15 protein-coding genes are annotated in these 14,464 nt (G+C 73.9%); 13 read left to right on the forward strand and 2 right to left on the reverse strand.

Going from position 1 to position 14,464, the window contains the following annotated elements; genetic code table 11:
• Positions 1-71 precede the first annotated feature (71 nt).
• Both ACN267_RS07410 and ACN267_RS07415 read right to left on the reverse strand, forming a co-directional pair.
• Positions 72-419 carry a TcmI family type II polyketide cyclase gene (locus tag ACN267_RS07410; RefSeq protein WP_281897121.1) on the reverse strand — a complete coding sequence of 116 codons (348 nt, stop codon included), beginning with the start codon at positions 417-419 and terminating at the stop codon, positions 72-74.
• Complete coding sequence (locus ACN267_RS07415) at positions 416-1,444, reverse strand: AfsR/SARP family transcriptional regulator (protein WP_239485962.1); 1,029 nt, start codon at positions 1,442-1,444, stop codon at positions 416-418. Before ACN267_RS07415 ends, ACN267_RS07410 begins: the two co-directional genes overlap by 4 nt.
• Before the next feature lie 199 nt (positions 1,445-1,643).
• On the opposite strand from ACN267_RS07415, the gene ACN267_RS07420 reads away from it, so the two are divergent.
• The 13 genes from ACN267_RS07420 to ACN267_RS07480 all read left to right on the forward strand — a co-directional run bounded on the left by ACN267_RS07420 (position 1,644) and on the right by ACN267_RS07480 (position 14,464).
• Positions 1,644-2,351, forward strand: a complete 708-nt coding sequence (locus ACN267_RS07420) for an SRPBCC family protein (protein WP_204960606.1) — start codon at positions 1,644-1,646, stop codon at positions 2,349-2,351.
• Complete coding sequence (locus ACN267_RS07425) at positions 2,344-2,748, forward strand: cupin domain-containing protein (protein WP_088647536.1); 405 nt, start codon at positions 2,344-2,346, stop codon at positions 2,746-2,748. Before ACN267_RS07420 ends, ACN267_RS07425 begins: the two co-directional genes overlap by 8 nt.
• A complete protein-coding gene (locus ACN267_RS07430) occupies positions 2,745-4,013 on the forward strand; it encodes a beta-ketoacyl-[acyl-carrier-protein] synthase family protein (RefSeq protein WP_204960607.1) in 1,269 nt (422 codons plus the stop codon). Before ACN267_RS07425 ends, ACN267_RS07430 begins: the two co-directional genes overlap by 4 nt.
• Positions 4,010-5,299, forward strand: a complete 1,290-nt coding sequence (locus tag ACN267_RS07435; protein WP_281897130.1) for a beta-ketoacyl synthase N-terminal-like domain-containing protein — start codon at positions 4,010-4,012, stop codon at positions 5,297-5,299. Before ACN267_RS07430 ends, ACN267_RS07435 begins: the two co-directional genes overlap by 4 nt.
• A gap of 388 nt (positions 5,300-5,687) precedes the next feature.
• The gene (locus ACN267_RS07440) at positions 5,688-7,079 is read left to right on the forward strand and encodes a class I adenylate-forming enzyme family protein (protein WP_421490395.1); all 1,392 of its coding nucleotides are present in this window, start codon (positions 5,688-5,690) and stop codon (positions 7,077-7,079) included.
• 161 nt (positions 7,080-7,240) lie between these two features.
• A complete protein-coding gene (locus ACN267_RS07445) occupies positions 7,241-7,507 on the forward strand; it encodes an acyl carrier protein (protein ID WP_281897133.1) in 267 nt (88 codons plus the stop codon).
• Positions 7,507-7,752, forward strand: a complete 246-nt coding sequence (locus tag ACN267_RS07450) for an acyl carrier protein (RefSeq protein ID WP_204960610.1) — start codon at positions 7,507-7,509, stop codon at positions 7,750-7,752. Before ACN267_RS07445 ends, ACN267_RS07450 begins: the two co-directional genes overlap by 1 nt.
• Positions 7,745-8,941, forward strand: coding sequence for a beta-ketoacyl-[acyl-carrier-protein] synthase family protein (locus ACN267_RS07455; protein ID WP_421488261.1), 1,197 nt, complete (start codon positions 7,745-7,747; stop codon positions 8,939-8,941). The genes ACN267_RS07450 and ACN267_RS07455 overlap by 8 nt, the downstream gene beginning before the upstream one ends.
• 26 nt (positions 8,942-8,967) lie before the next feature.
• A complete protein-coding gene (locus tag ACN267_RS07460; protein WP_421490396.1) occupies positions 8,968-9,495 on the forward strand; it encodes a beta-ketoacyl synthase chain length factor in 528 nt (175 codons plus the stop codon).
• Positions 9,492-11,108: a class I adenylate-forming enzyme family protein gene (locus ACN267_RS07465; protein WP_204960613.1), complete on the forward strand. Its 1,617-nt coding sequence runs from the start codon at positions 9,492-9,494 to the stop codon at positions 11,106-11,108. The genes ACN267_RS07460 and ACN267_RS07465 overlap by 4 nt, the downstream gene beginning before the upstream one ends.
• A complete protein-coding gene (locus ACN267_RS07470) occupies positions 11,105-12,364 on the forward strand; it encodes a beta-ketoacyl-[acyl-carrier-protein] synthase family protein (protein WP_421488262.1) in 1,260 nt (419 codons plus the stop codon). The genes ACN267_RS07465 and ACN267_RS07470 overlap by 4 nt, the downstream gene beginning before the upstream one ends.
• A gap of 70 nt (positions 12,365-12,434) precedes the next feature.
• Positions 12,435-13,544, forward strand: coding sequence for a 4-hydroxyphenylpyruvate dioxygenase (gene hppD / locus ACN267_RS07475; protein WP_204960615.1), 1,110 nt, complete (start codon positions 12,435-12,437; stop codon positions 13,542-13,544).
• Positions 13,541-14,464, forward strand: a complete 924-nt coding sequence (locus ACN267_RS07480; RefSeq protein ID WP_204960616.1) for a phytanoyl-CoA dioxygenase family protein — start codon at positions 13,541-13,543, stop codon at positions 14,462-14,464. Before hppD ends, ACN267_RS07480 begins: the two co-directional genes overlap by 4 nt.

The raw sequence follows: 14,464 nt of genomic DNA on the forward strand, positions 1-14,464 counted from the left end.
CCCGGTGTCGGGCGGTATCGACGTCACGACAGGGCGTCGACGTCGGGAGGGCTCCGCGCCCCGGCGGCGGTTCAGCGCAGCGGCTCCGGGCTGGGCGCGTCGGAGACGTCCCAGCTGTAGAAGCAGCCGGCAGGCGCGTCCCGGGGCGACCGCCAGGTCGGCAGGTACGCCGACGTGTGGGCCGACAACCGTTCGTTGGTCCGCTGGTACAGCGGGTGCCGGCGGGCGGTGACCAGGGTGTCGACGTCCACCTCGGTGGTTTCCATCAGGTGTACGCACAGGTCGTGCAGGCGGTACAGGGAGCGGTGGCGCAGCCCGGTGAGTTCGGGTAGTTCGGTCGCGTCGGCTTCGGCGAAGATCTGGGCGACCCGCCCCTCCGCGCCGGGAATGATCCTGCTGACGATCACCAGACGGCTCATCGGACCCCTCTCGCCGGTGGCGCGCCCCGATCGGTCCAGGGCTCACGGTGGGTCCACCCTGGCGGTGGGGCTGTCACCTCGTCGTCACGCCGTCCGGCCGGATCGTGACGGCGGGCGGCCGGGGTGCGGCGGGTGGCCTGCCGGATCGGGGCGAGGGTCTCGTCGACCAGGGCGCACATCGCGGGGGACGGTTCCAGGCGCAGTTCCCGCATGAGCAGGTCCCGGTAGACGTAGAAGGCGTGCACCGCCTCGAACGCGTTGCCCTCGGCGAGGTGGATGCGCACCACCAGGCGATGCGGGGTCTCGCGGAGCGGTTCGGCGGCCATCGCCTCCAGGGCGGCCTGTAACGCCTCGCCGTGCCGTCCGGCGTCGAGGTGGTCGACGGCGAGCTGTTCCAGCATGTGCAGCCGGAGCTGGCGCAGCCGTTCCCGGTCCAGCAGGACCCAGTCGTCGTACCAGCCGGGGAGCAGGTCGCGGCTGCCGGCGGCGAGCGCGTCGGCGGCGGCGCGCGGGTCACCCCCGTCGCGGACCCGGGCGGCGGTGGCGACCAGGTCGTCCACGTCGAGCCGGACGGCCGGATCGAGGCGGACGGTGTCCCCGCTGACCAGCAGCGGGCAGCAGGGGTCCTGGCGTAGCCGCCACAGGGCGGTGCGCAGGGACGACAATGCCCGTTCCTCGGGCACCTCGGGCCAGAGCAGCCCGGCGAGGTTGCTGCGGGTGGCGCCGGGGCGCAGCCCGATCAGGGCGATCACCCGTTGCAGCCCCCGGGGGACCACCACGGGGGTGTCGCCGTGCAGCAGCCGGAAACCGCCGAGCAGGTGCAGGCGTACCGGAGCGCCGTTGGTCGGCGTGCTGGCATGACCGGTCACGGGCGCACCCCCTGCACGGAAACCTGGGTCCAGATCGTCCGGTGTCCCGACGGGGTCCCCCGCGACGCCGTGGCCGGTTCCCTGCGCGGCCGGGCCGGGCCGGCCGGCACGAACACTACCAATATGATTACTCTCGGTCAACGAAAGTGTAGGCATGGTGACTGGGTCGCATTGCCCCTGATCTGCGAACCTCCATCACAATGGACAGCTCGCGCATAGCCGGTACACAGCATGCGTCAACGCACCGTCACCATCGTGCGGAGGTGTCGGGGGCTGCTGGGTGACGCCGGGGTGACGGGTCCGGCCGCAGGGTGGCGGCTACCGGGGTGAGTCGCCCGGTGGAGGAGGACCCGAGATGACCGTCACCCACGGCCGACCGCTGACCAGCGAGATCACCGAGATCCTGGTGACCCGCTGCGGTCTCGACGCCGACGCCGCTGCCCGCGCGCCCGCCGCCAGCCTGGAGGAGCTGGGCATGGACTCGCTGGCGTTGCTGGAACTGTCCGCCGTGGTCGCCGACCGCTGGCGGGTACGCATCCCCGAACAGGCCGGGCAGCTGAGCATCGCCGGCGTCGCCGACCTGGTGGCCGACGCCGGACCGGCCGGGCACACCGAGAACAGCATCCTCATCGCCGCCCCGTTGGCGCTGGTCTGGGAGATCACCAACGACGTGGCCCGGTGGACGGACCTGTTCACCGAGTACGCGGTGGTGGAGATCCTGCACCGGGAGGGGGACACGGTCCGGTTCCGGCTGACCATGCACCCCGACGAGAACGGCATCGCGTGGAGCTGGGTCAGCGAACGTACCGCCGACCCGGCGACCTGGCAGGTGCGGGCCCGGCGGGTGGAGACCGGACCGTTCGAGTACATGCGCATCCACTGGTACTACGACACGGAACCGGCGGGCACCCGGATGACCTGGGTGCAGGACTTCGCGATGAAGCCGACCGCGCCGGTGGACGACGTGGCGATGACCGAGCGGATCAACACCAACAGCCGGGTGCAACTGGCCGTGATCAAGGAACGGATCGAGCGGGTGTACGCGGGAGGCGGCGATGAGTGAGGTCACCACCGGTCTGGTCGCTGCCCGGGACGTGCCGGCCGACCGGCGACGCGGCGGGGAGCTGCGGGTGCTGCTCGGCCCGCGTACCGTCGGCAGCACCTCGGGGTTCATGGGGGTGGTGACGGTGGCCCCCGGTGACCGGGTGGCCGAGCACTACCACCCGTACAGCGAGGAGTTCCTCTATCTCGTGCGCGGCGCGATCACCGTGGACCTGGACGACGAGCCGGTGCCGCTGGCCGCCGGGGAGGCGCTGTTCGTGCCGCGTAACGTGCGGCACCGGTTGCGCAACACCGGTGACGCCCCCGCCGAGGTGGTGTTCCACCTCGGCCCGCTCGCCCCCCGCCCGGAACTCGGCCACGTCGACACCGAACTGGTGGAGCAGCGGGGTCCGTCGTGACCGGGCGGCGTGCCGTGGTGACCGGGGTCGGGGTGGTCGCCCCGGGCGGGGTGACCCGGGACCGGTTCTGGAAGACCCTCACCGAGGGGCGGACGGCCACCAGGCGGATCAGCTTCTTCGACCCGTCGCCGTACCGGTCGCAGATCGCCGCCGAGTGCGACTTCGACCCGGACGCCGCCGGGTTGACCCCGGCGCAGCGGCAACGCTCCGACCGGTACGTGCAGTTCGCCCTGGCCTGCGCGGCGGAGGCGCTGGCCGACAGCGGCCTGGAGTTGACCGACGCCGAGCGGGACGTCGCCGGGGTGGTGCTGGGCACCGCCGTCGGCGGCACCACCGCGCTGGAGCAGGAGTACGTCCGGGTCAGCGACGCCGGCCGGCACTGGCTGGTCGACCACGCCCTCGGTGGGCCGTACCTCTACCAGGCGTTGGTGCCGAGCAGCCTCGCCGCCGACGTGGCCTGCCGGCACGGGCTGCACGGCCCGGCGCAGGTGGTCTCCACCGGCTGCACCTCGGGCATCGACGCCATCGGGTACGCCCACCAGCTCGTCGTCGACGGGGAGGCGGACATCGTGCTGGCCGGCGCGGCGGACTCGCCGATCTCCCCGGTCACCGTGGCCTCGTTCGACGCGATCCGGGCGACCAGCCCGGACAACGACGACCCGGGGCACGCCAGCCGCCCGTTCGACGCCCACCGGCAGGGTTTCGTGCTCGCCGAGGGGGCCGCGGTGCTGGTGCTGGAGGAGTGGGAGCACGCCCGGCGGCGTGGCGCGCACGTCTACTGCGAGGTGGCCGGTTACGCCGGCCGCAGCAACGGTTTCCACATGACCGGGTTGCGGCCCGACGGGGTGGAGATGGGGCTGGCCATCGCGGCGGCGCTACGGGAGGCCCGGCTGGACCCGTCGGCGGTCTCCTACGTCAGCGCGCACGGCTCCGGCACCCGGCAGAACGACAGGCACGAGACGGCGGCGTTCAAGCGGGCGCTGGGCCCTACGGCGTACCAGGTGCCGGTGAGTTCGATCAAGTCGATGGTCGGGCACTCGCTGGGCGCGATCGGCGCCATCGAGATGGCCGCCTGCGCCCTGGCCATCGAGTACGGGGTGGTGCCGCCGACGGCCAACTGGACCACCCGGGACCCGGAGTGCGACCTGGACTACGTGCCGAACGTGGCCCGGGAGACCCCGGTCGACGTGGCCCTGTCGGTGGGCAGCGGGTTCGGGGGTTTCCAGTCCGCGATGCTGTTCCGCCGGCTGGCGGTGGCGCGGTGACGCTCCCCGCCCCCGCCGTCACCCCGGCCCCCGGGGAGCGGGCGCGGGCGGTGGTGACCGGGATCGGGGTGGTCGCGCCCAGCGGCATCGGCGTCGACGCGCACTGGCGGACGGTGACCTCGGGGGTCCGACGGACCGGGCCGATCACCCTGTTCGACCCGACCGGCTATCCCACCCGGGTCGGTGGCGAGGTGCCCGGCTTCCAGCCGGCCGCGTACGTCGACACCCGGCAGCTCGTGCAGACCGACAGGTGGACCCAGCTCGGCTTCGCCGCGACGGCGTTGGCGCTCGCCGACGCCGGGTTGCCCGCCCGCGCCCCGGACCCGTACGCCTGGGCGGTCACCCTGGCCAGTTCGTCGGGGGGGAACCTGTTCGGCCAGCGGGAGCTGCAACGGCTCTGGGGCGGGCCGAGCCGCACCGTCGGGGCGTACCAGTCGATCGCCTGGTTCTATGCGGCCAGCGTCGGGCAGTTGTCCATCCACCACCAGTTCAAGGGGCCGTCGGGGGTGCTGGTCGCCGAGGCGGCCGGTGGGCTGGACAGCCTGGCGCACGCGGTGCGCACCATCCGGCGGGGCACGTCGGTGGTGGTCGCCGGGGCGACCGAGTGCCCGCTGAGCCCGTACGCGCTGGCCTGCCAGCTGCGTTCCGGGCTGCTCAGTGCCGTCGACGAGCCGGCGGCGGCGTACCTGCCGTTCGACCGGGCGGCCGGCGGGTACGTGCCCGCCGAGGGGGGTGCGGTCTTCGTGGTGGAGGAGCGGGGGCACGCGCTGGCCCGGGGCGCCCGGATCTACGGGGAGGTGACGGGTTGGGCGGCCACCCACGACGCGGTGCACACCGGCCCGGACACCGCAGGCGATCCGACGGCGTACGCGCGGGCGATGCGGCTGGCGCTGGACCGGGCCGGCTGCCCGCCCGACGAGGTGGACCTGGTCGTGCCCGACGCGCTCGGGGTGCCCCGCTACGACCGCAGCGAGGCGACGGCGCTGCGGACGGTCTTCGCTGACCGGCCGCCGCCGGTGAGCACGCACAAGTCGTTGACCGGCCGGGCCCACCAGGGTGGGTCGGCCCTGGACGTGGCGACCGCGCTGCTCGCCTTCCACCACGACATGCTGCCCGCCTCGGCCGGTCCGGTCGATCCGGCTCCGGGCTGCGAGTTGGGTTTCCTGCGTGCCCCGCGCCGGCCCGAGCGTCGGGTGGCGCTGGTCTGCGCGCGCGGCTTCGACGGCTTCAACAGCGCCCTGGTGCTCCGGGGCGTCGCGCCGACGCCGAGGAGCGCGACCGACTGATCACTGTGCGTGGCGCCTGAGGGTGTGCCCGGCCGGCGGAAGTCCGCCTGCCGGGCACACCCCTGTCCGGGTCCGGCGTGGACACTGCGCCGGGTCGTCGACGGTCCACGGTGACCGGTGCTGACCAGGGGGTGCCGTCGGGTCGGCGGGATGCCGGCCGGAGCGTCGGGCACGGCGAGGCCGCCGGTGGTGTCGCGGGCCGGCGTACGCGCCCGATCCTGCCCGGCCGATCGAGCGGCGGCAATCCGGCCGGCCGCCTTTTATGATCTAGCCATTCGCACCTAGTAATGCTCTTCCGGGCTGTCGTAGGGTGCCGTGAGCACGACAAGAGGCATCATCTTTGGGCGCTTTCGCCCCATTCTATGCTGGACGGTGGCCGGCGGTGACCATGTATCGCCCGACGGAAGATCCTGCGGCGCTAGACCCCGGTTGGGTGGACGACGTATTGTTCGCCGGCCCGCCGACCGACATTTGTCTCCGGCTGCCCGAGCCGGTGGACCGGGGCACCCTGCACCGCCTGGTCGTCGCGGCACAGGACCGGCTGCGCGACGCGGGACTGCGCCCCGGCGGGGCCGTCGCACTGCGCCTGCCACCGTCGGTGTCCTATGTGGTCAACCTGTTGGCGACCTGGCGCAGCGGCGGCCAGGCAGTGCTGCTCGACCACCGGCTCACCGACCACGAGGTCGACCAGGCGCTGCGCCGGCTCACCCCGCAGGTGGTCGTCGCGCCGGCCCGTACCGGTCCTGGCGCGCTGAAGGTCTTCCTCGACGTCACCGAGAGCGTCACCGGATACGCCGACCGTCAGGCGGTCAGCGGACACGCCGTGATCCAGCTCAGCTCCGGCTCGACCGGACCGTCCAAGGTGATCGGACGCACCGCCGCCGACCTGGTCGCCGAGGTGCACCGCTACACCCGCATCGACGGGGTCGCGCTGCCCGGCGAACGGATCATCCTGCTACCGTCCATGGTGCACGTGCTCGGCCTGGTCGGTGGCCTGCTCTACGGCCTGCACGCCCACGTCGAGCTGGTCCCGCCGCAACGGCTCAGCGGCGACGCCGTGCTGGCCGCGATCGCCGCCCAGGACACCCCGGCCACCGTGCTCGGCGTGCCGTTCCACATCGGTCTGCTCGCCTTCACCCGCCCGGACGGGCCGCTGCCCCAGTTCAGGCGGATGACCACCGGTGGGGAACTGGTCCCGCCGGCCGTCGTGCAGGCGTTCACCGACCGGCACGGCGTGCCCCTGGGCAACATGTACGGGATGACCGAGGTCGGCGTCATCGGCACCGACCTGCACGGCAGCCACCGGCCCGCCATCGCTCCCGCCCCCGGCATCGAGGTCCGCGAGTCCGACGGTGAGCTGCTGATCAGCTGCCCCGCCTCGCCGTACGTCGGGCTCAGCGACCCGAGCCGCTGGGCCGACGGCTGGCTGCGCACCCGCGACGCCGGCACCGTCGACCCGGACACCGGCCTGGTCACCGTGCGGGGCCGGCTCGACTCGCAGGTCTCCGTGGGGGGTCTCAAGGTCGACCTCACCGAGGTCGAGGCCACCCTCACCGGCCTGCCCGGGGTGGCCGCCGCGGTGGTCGCCTACGACGACGGGATCACCGCGTACGTGCAGCCCGACGGCCCACTGTCCGAGGAGGAGCTGGACAAGCTCCTCGCGGAGCGGCTGGCCGGCTACAAGCGGCCCCGTACCCTGCACCTGGTGGCGCAGCTGCCGCGTACCACCACCGGCAAACTGGTCCGCTCACTGGACGTGCTGCGGACGGCGGTGCCGTGACCGGTCCGCTGCACCCCGCCCCCCGGACGGCCCCCGTGGACCGTCGCCGGGGCGTCCCCACCGCGCCCCCACCGGCCGACCGTCGGTGGCACGCCCGAACCACCCCCGCACGGTGCCCCGACCGGGCCCCGGCGACCCGCCCATCGAGAGAGGTAACCGTCATGCGAGACGAGGTCCGCACCTTCGTCATCGAGCAGCTCCAGGACATGAACTACGACGTCGACGGGATCGACGACGACACCACCCTCGGCCCGTCCGGGGTGGACCTGGAGTCGCTCGCCCTGTCCGACCTGTCCGTCCGGGTGGAGGACCGCTACGGGCTGCGGTTCGCCGACGACGACTCGGAGAAGCTGGCCCTGATGACGGTGGGGGAGTTCACCACCATGGTCGCCGACCGGGTCGCCGGGGCGACCACCGACAACCGCTGATGTCCGGTCAGCCCGACCTGGGGCGAGCTGACCTGGTGAGCATGCTCGCCGAACTGACCGGCAAACCCGTCGACCAGGTACCGCACCGGGTCGGCTCGATGGAACTGGCCTGGCTGGTGCACCTCGTCGAACAGCGCTACGACACCCGGATGGAGCTCACCGACGACCAGCTCGCCGGCATCCGCACCCTCGACGACGCCCTGGCCGTTTTCCACACCTGCCTGACCGCCTCCGCTGATGGTTGACCGGGGCACCGTCACGATCTCCGCCACCCACGCGGTCAGCGCCTTCGGCAGGGGCGTGGACGCCCTGCTGGCCGGGGTCCTGTCCGGGGTGCCGGCGTTCCGACCGGTCCGCCGGTTCGACACCACCGGCCGCCGGGTGGCCGTCGCGGCCACCCGCCCCGACGTGGCGACCCTGCCGCAGGAACTGGCCGACGCGGTCGACGCCGCCTGCCACGCGGCCGGGCTCGACCAGGCGCAGCGTCGGGCGTCCGCGCTGCTGCTGGCCACCCACGGCGGGCCGGCGACCCTGCCCGGCCCGTACGCCGACGACAGGCCGGTCGCCGACACCGACGACCCGTGGTGGGCCGGCGGCGAGCGCGACGGCGACGGCCCGGCCTGGCCGGAACTGCCCACCCTGGCCGGCCGGTTGGCCCGGCGCTGCGGGCTCGGCGGACCGACCCGGGTCTACACCACCGCCTGCGTCTCGGCCAGCAACGCGGTCGCCGACGCCGCCGCCATGATCCGCCGGGGGGACACCGACCGGGTCGTGGTGGCCGCCGGCTACCTGGTGGAACCGGACCAGTTCGCGCTCTTCGACGCCGGCCGGGCGCTCGCCGCCGACGGGGCGGTCCGCCCGTTCAGCGTCGGACGACAGGGCCTGCTGCTCGGCGACGGGGTGGCCGCGGTGGTGCTGGAGTCCGCGGCCGCGCTGCACGACCGGGGCGCGACGCCGGTGGCGACGCTGGCCGGGTGGGGCCGGGCCGGCGACGCCCACCACCCCTGCCAACCCGATCCGCAGGGGGGCGGGCTGGCCCGGGCGATCGGCGCGGCGCTGGGCCGCGCCGGCCTGCCCGCCGGGGCGGTCGGCTACGTCAACGCCAACGCCACCGGCACCGGGTTCAGCGACGCCTCCGAGGCGGCGGCGCTGCGGCTGGCCCTGGGCGAGTGGGCCGGGCAGGTGCCGGTCAGCTCCACCAAGGCGCTGCACGGGCACGCGCTGGAGGCGTCCGGCCTGCTCGAACTGGTGGTCACCGTGGCGGCGCTGGGGCACGGGAAGCTGCCGGTCAACGCCGGCTGGCTCGGCCCCGACCCGGCCTGCCCGCTGGACGTGGTCACCGCCGCGCCCCGCCCGGTGACCAGCCGGTACGCGCTCAGCCTCAACGCCGCCTTCGGCGGCGCGAACACCGCCCTGCTGGTGGGTGCGCCGTGACCGGCACGCGCGGCCCGGGACCCGGGATCGTCCCGGGCCGTCCGGCCGGTCACGGCGCACCGCGGGTGCTGGCGCAGGCGCGCTGGCCGGAACCGGGCGACGGGCCGCCACCGCCGCTGCCCGGGTTCCTGCACTCGCCGTTCGCGCCGCTGGTCGCCGCGGTGGCCGGGCGCTGCCTGGACCGCCGGCCGGGGGGCCCGGCGGCGGCCGGCACCCGGTGCGCGGTGGTGCTGGTCAGCGCCGCCGGTGACCGGCCCAGCGCCACGCACGTCCGGTCGACCGTCGCCGCCGGGGGGCGGGTCGGTCCACTGTTCTTCTTCCAGTCGGTGCCCAACAGCGTCGCCGGGCAGGTCGCCGCCCGCTTCGGGCTGACCGGGCCGGTGGTGTGCCTGAGCCCGACCGGCGACCCACGGGCCGACGCCACCGCCGAGGGGGAACTGCTGCTGTACGACGGCGACGCCGACGAGGCGTTGCTGGTCCTGATCGACGAGGCACCCGACGCGACGCCCACCGGTGCGGTCGCGGTGCTGCTGGGGGGAGGAGACAGTCAATGAGGACGAAGGGACTGCGGGGGGTGCTCGCCGCCGATCCGCAGCTCGGCGCGGGGAACGTACTGGCCCGGGTGCTGGCCCACGGCGCGGACCCGCAGGGGCCGGGGCTGACCTTCGACACCCCGGTCGACGGGCACCCCGCCGGGCAGCCGCTCACCCTGGGCCAGCTCGACGAGCGGGTCGCCGCGCGGGCGGCGTGGCTGCACGACCGGGGGGTGCGGCCCCGCGACCCGGTGGCCGTCTGGGCCACCGCCGCCGCCGACATGGTGCTGAGCTTCCTGGCGCTGGCCCGGCTCGGCGCGATCCCGGCACTGATGAACGGCAAGCTGCGCCCCGAGATCGCCGCCGAGTACATCCGTCGGCTGCGCGGTGCCGGGGTGCTCGCCGACGCCGCGCACACCGAGTTGCTGGCCGGGCACGACCTGGGCGTGCCGCTGCTGGGCACCCCGCAGGGGGCCGGCACCGGCGACCCGGCGCAGGCCCCGGCCGACTACCGGCACCACCCCGACGACCCGATCGTCATCACCCACACGTCCGGCACCACCGGGGTGCCCAAGGCGGTGCTGCACTCGCACGCCAGCCTCTTCGCCGCCACCCGGCACCTGCTGTCCATGCCGCAGGCGCAGGGCACCCGCCGCATCCTCAACGCGCTGCCCGCCCCGCACACCGCGACCGTGCTGATGGTCAACCAGGCGCTGGGCAACCGGGCGGAGATGTTCCTGCTGTCCGAGCAGGGCGGCGAACGGGTCCTCGACGCCATCCAGCGGTGGCGGCCCGACGGGGTCTTCGGCTTCTCGATGACCTGGGCCGAGCTGGCCCGCTTCGACCTCAGCGGGTACGACCTGGACTCGGTGCGGCTGTGGTTCAACACCGGCGACTGCTCGCACGAGCCGCACGTCCGCCGACTCGTGGCGGTCGGCTCCCGCGACGTGGTCACCCGGCAGGGCGTCACCCGCGTCCCCGGTTCGATGTTCATCGACGGCCTCGGCTCCAGCGAGATGGGCCACTCGATGTTCCACATCACGCACACCACCGACACCGACCGGTACGGCCGCTGCGTGGGCCGGCCCTACCGGTTCGCGAAGGTGGCCGTCCTCGACGCCGAGGGCAACGAGCTGCCCCCCGGCCAGGTGGGTTTCCTCGGCATCGACTCGCCGTCGCTGTTCCGGGGCTACTGGAACGACTCGGTCACCAGCTACCGGTTCCGGCTGCGCGGCTGGTACCTCACCGGTGACCTGGTCCACGCCGACGCCGACGGCCGCTACTACCACCTGGACCGGGCGGTCGACTCGGTGACGCTGCCCGACGGGCGGCGCTACTTCACCGCGCTGTCCGAGGAGCGCGTCCTCGCCGCCTGCCCCGACGTCACCGACTGCACCGTGCTGATCGTCGCCGACGGTGACGCGGTCACCACCGACGTGCTGCTGGAACTGGCCGCCGGAGCCGACCCGACGGTCGACCGAACCGACACGATCCGGGCCGCCCTCGGGGCGGACGTGGGGGCGACCCTGCGCCGGGTGGTGCCGGTGAGCGCCGACGACATCCCGGTCACCGTCACCGGCAAGGTCCGCAAGGTGGCGCTGCGGGAACGCTTCCTCGCCGAGTCGTCGTCATGACCGTCGTCATCACCGGCATGGGCCTGTTCAGCCCGGTAGGGCGGGGGGTGGAGGACACCTTCGCCGCGTTGACCACCGGCCGGTCCGGGTTGAGCCGACCGCCCGAGGGACACCCGGCCCGGGAGTCGCTGGAGGTCGCCGGGGTGCTCCCGCCGATCGACCCGCGTACGGTCGCCACCGGCCCGGAGACCAAGGTGCTCGACCGGGTGGTGCTGTTCGCCCTGCTCACCGCCGCCGACGCGCTCGCCGACGCCGGCATCGAGGTCGGCCGGGACGTCGACCCGGCCCGGATCGGCGTCATCGTCGGCGGGGTCGGTGGCATGTCCACCCTGGAACAGCAGGTGATCGCCCGCACCGAACGCGGCCGGGCGGCGGTCAGCCCGTACCTGCTGACCGGCATCCTGCCCAACATGGCCTCGGCGCGGATCGCCATCGCCCACGGCATCCGCGGCTACAGCTCCTCGGTCGGCACCGCCTGTGCCTCCGGAGCCCAGGCGGTCGCCGACGCGGCCCGGCTGATCCGGGCCGGCGAGGCCGACGTGGTGCTCTGCGGGGCCAGCGAGGCGCCGCTCTTCCCGACCTTCGCCGACACCTTCGGCAACGCCCGCGCGCTCGCCCGGGGCTTCGCCGACCCGACCGAGGCGAGCCGTCCGTTCGACAGGCGACGTAACGGGTTCGTGCTCGCCGAGGGGGCCGCCCTGCTGGTGCTGGAACGGGCCGCCCACGCCGCCGCCCGGGGCGCCCGCACCTACGCGGAAGTGGCCGGCTACGGCAGCACCACCGACGCGCACCACCCGACGATGCCCCGACCCGACGGCGAGGGGGCGGCCGACTGCATGCGCGCCGCCCTGGCCCGGGCCGACGTACCGCCGGCCGAGGTCGGCTACGTCAACGCCCACGGCACCGGCACCAAGCTCGGGGACATCGCCGAGAGCACCGCGCTGGGCAAGGTCTTCGGCGTCGGCGGGGTGCCGGTCAGCTCCACCAAGGCGCTCACCGGGCACCTGCTGGGCGCGTCCGGGGTGGTGGAGACGGCGGCCTGCGCGCTGGCGCTGCGTGCCGGCCTGCTGCCGCCGACGTACCACCTGGACGACCCGGACCCGGACTGCCCGGCGGACCACGTCCGCGACGTGCCCCGGGCGAGCCGGGCCGAATTCGCGCTCACCAACTCCTTCGGATTCGGCGGGCAGAACGTGAGCCTGCTGCTGCGGCGTACCACCGGGGCTGGCGCCCGGCCTGCCGAGCCGGGGAGGTGATCGACGCTGCGACCCGGGCCGCACGTGCCCGGACGGCAGTCACGGGGGGACATGGGGAAGGGCTGGAGAGATGGACATTCGCGGAATAGATCACATCGAACTGTACGTGGGAGACGCCCGACAGGCGGCCTTCTACTTCGGTACCGCCGTCGGTTTCACCCTGCTCGGGCAGGGCGGGCCGGAGACCGGGCTGGTCGGGCAGCGGTCCCTGCTGCTGGGGCAGGCCGACATCCGGATGGTGCTGACCACCGGCCTGACCGCCGACCATCCCGCCTCGGGGTACGTCACCAGGCACGGTGACGGGATCGCGGTGGTGGCGGTGGAGGTCGGCGACGCCGCCGGGGCGTACGCGGAGCTGGTGGCCCGGGGTGCGACGCCGGTGACCCCGCCGCGCACCTGGACCGGCGCGGACGCCGAGGTGGTGACCGCCGAGGTGGGCGGCTTCGGTGACGTGCTGCACCGGCTGGTGGAACGCCGGGGCGACCGGGCCGACTTCCTGCCCGGCGCGATCGAGGCGACCCCGGCCGGCGGGACCGACGAGCGGCTGCTCGCCGAGATCGACCACCTGGCGGTGTGCGTGCCGCCCGGCCAGCTCGACGACACCGTCGCGCACTACGAGCGGGTCTTCGGGTTCGCGCAGATCTTCGAGGAGCACATCGAGGTCGCCGGTCAGGCGATGAACTCCAAGGTGGTGCAGGACGCCTCCGGGCGGGTCACCCTGGTGCTGCTGGAACCGGACGCCGGACGGCGTCCCGGCCAGATCGACGCGTTCCTCACCGAGCACCACGGGGCCGGGGTGCAGCACCTGGGGCTGCGCACCGACGACATCGTCGGCGCGGTCGGCGCGCTCGGGGCCCGCGGGGTGCGCTTCGCCGGCACCCCGGCGGCCTACTACGACACGCTGGAGCAGCGGGTCGGCAAGGTCGACGCGCCGCTGGACCGGCTGCGGGACCTCAGCATCCTGGTCGACGCCGACCACGGCGGACAGCTGTTGCAGATCTTCACCGAGTCGATGCACGTGCGGCGCACCCTCTTCCTCGAACTCATCGAGCGGCGCGGGGCGCGGACCTTCGGCAGCGGCAACATCCGGGCCCTCTACGAGGCCAAGGAACGGGAGCTGGCCGTGGCGGGGGCGACCCCCGCCGTCGCGGCCGGCACGGCACGAGGAGCAGGTGCATGACCACGACACATCCGACGTTGACCGCCGAGGAGGAGGCGCTGCTCCCGTCCGACGAGGACGTGCGCCACTACGCCGAGCACGGCTGGTACCTGTCCAAGAAGCTGCTCACCGACGACGAGGTGGACGCGCTGACCGCGGCCACCGACCGCTACTACGACGGCGAACGGGACCGCGCCCTGCCGGTGCGCCCGCCGAAGCTCGCCTACTGGGACCCGTCGAAGGGCCCGGTGCAGCGGCACAACGACTACGTCCACTACGAACACGACGGGATCGCCGCGATCCTGCGCAAGCCGCTGATCGGCGCGGTCGCCGCCCGGCTGGCCCAGGCCGACGAGATCCGGGTCTTCCAGTCCACGCTGATCTACAAGCCGCCGATCTCGGGTGAGCCGTCGAACATCGTGCCCTGGCACTTCGACAAGCACTACTGGTCGTCGTCGTCGTCGGAGAAGATGCTGACCGCGTTCATCCCGTTCCACGACTGCGGTGAGGAGATGGGCACGATCACCATGGTCGACGGTTCGCACCGGTGGTCGGAGACCGGCGCGGACGACACCGTCGTGCGGCACTTCGCCGAGCGGGACCGCGACCAACTGGAGGAGATGCTGGCCGAGAACGCGGCGCACAACGGCGCGCAGATCCGCAAGATTCCGATGGTGATCCCCAAGGGGCACATGAGTTTCCACCACTGCCGCACCTACCACGGCAGCGGCGCCAACGTCAGCGGACGCCCGCGCCGGGCGATCTCGCTGCACCTTCAGGACGGCGACAACGCCTACCAGGAGTTCCCGCTCTCCGACGGCAGCCTCGCCGCGTACAACCACGACGTGCTGGTCCGCCGCACCCACTCCGGCCGGCCGGACTACGCGGACCCCGACTACTGCCCGGTCATCTGGCGCGAACGCGCCCAGCAGGGAGGCTGA

This window comes from Micromonospora sp. WMMD734 (assembly GCF_049178975.1).
GTDB classification, from domain to species: Bacteria; Actinomycetota; Actinomycetes; order Mycobacteriales; family Micromonosporaceae; genus Micromonospora; species Micromonospora wenchangensis.

Coding starts and splice junctions, on each gene's coding strand:
- ACN267_RS07410 (WP_281897121.1), bottom strand. CDS start 419: ATGAGCCGTCTGGTGATCGTCAGCAGGATCATTCCCGGCGCGGAGGGG.
- ACN267_RS07415 (WP_239485962.1), bottom strand. CDS start 1,444: ATGCCTACACTTTCGTTGACCGAGAGTAATCATATTGGTAGTGTTCGT.
- ACN267_RS07420 (WP_204960606.1), top strand. CDS start 1,644: ATGACCGTCACCCACGGCCGACCGCTGACCAGCGAGATCACCGAGATC.
- ACN267_RS07425 (WP_088647536.1), top strand. CDS start 2,344: ATGAGTGAGGTCACCACCGGTCTGGTCGCTGCCCGGGACGTGCCGGCC.
- ACN267_RS07440 (WP_421490395.1), top strand. CDS start 5,688: ATGTATCGCCCGACGGAAGATCCTGCGGCGCTAGACCCCGGTTGGGTG.
- ACN267_RS07445 (WP_281897133.1), top strand. CDS start 7,241: ATGCGAGACGAGGTCCGCACCTTCGTCATCGAGCAGCTCCAGGACATG.
- ACN267_RS07450 (WP_204960610.1), top strand. CDS start 7,507: ATGTCCGGTCAGCCCGACCTGGGGCGAGCTGACCTGGTGAGCATGCTC.
- ACN267_RS07455 (WP_421488261.1), top strand. CDS start 7,745: ATGGTTGACCGGGGCACCGTCACGATCTCCGCCACCCACGCGGTCAGC.
- ACN267_RS07465 (WP_204960613.1), top strand. CDS start 9,492: ATGAGGACGAAGGGACTGCGGGGGGTGCTCGCCGCCGATCCGCAGCTC.
- ACN267_RS07470 (WP_421488262.1), top strand. CDS start 11,105: ATGACCGTCGTCATCACCGGCATGGGCCTGTTCAGCCCGGTAGGGCGG.
- hppD (WP_204960615.1), top strand. CDS start 12,435: ATGGACATTCGCGGAATAGATCACATCGAACTGTACGTGGGAGACGCC.
- ACN267_RS07480 (WP_204960616.1), top strand. CDS start 13,541: ATGACCACGACACATCCGACGTTGACCGCCGAGGAGGAGGCGCTGCTC.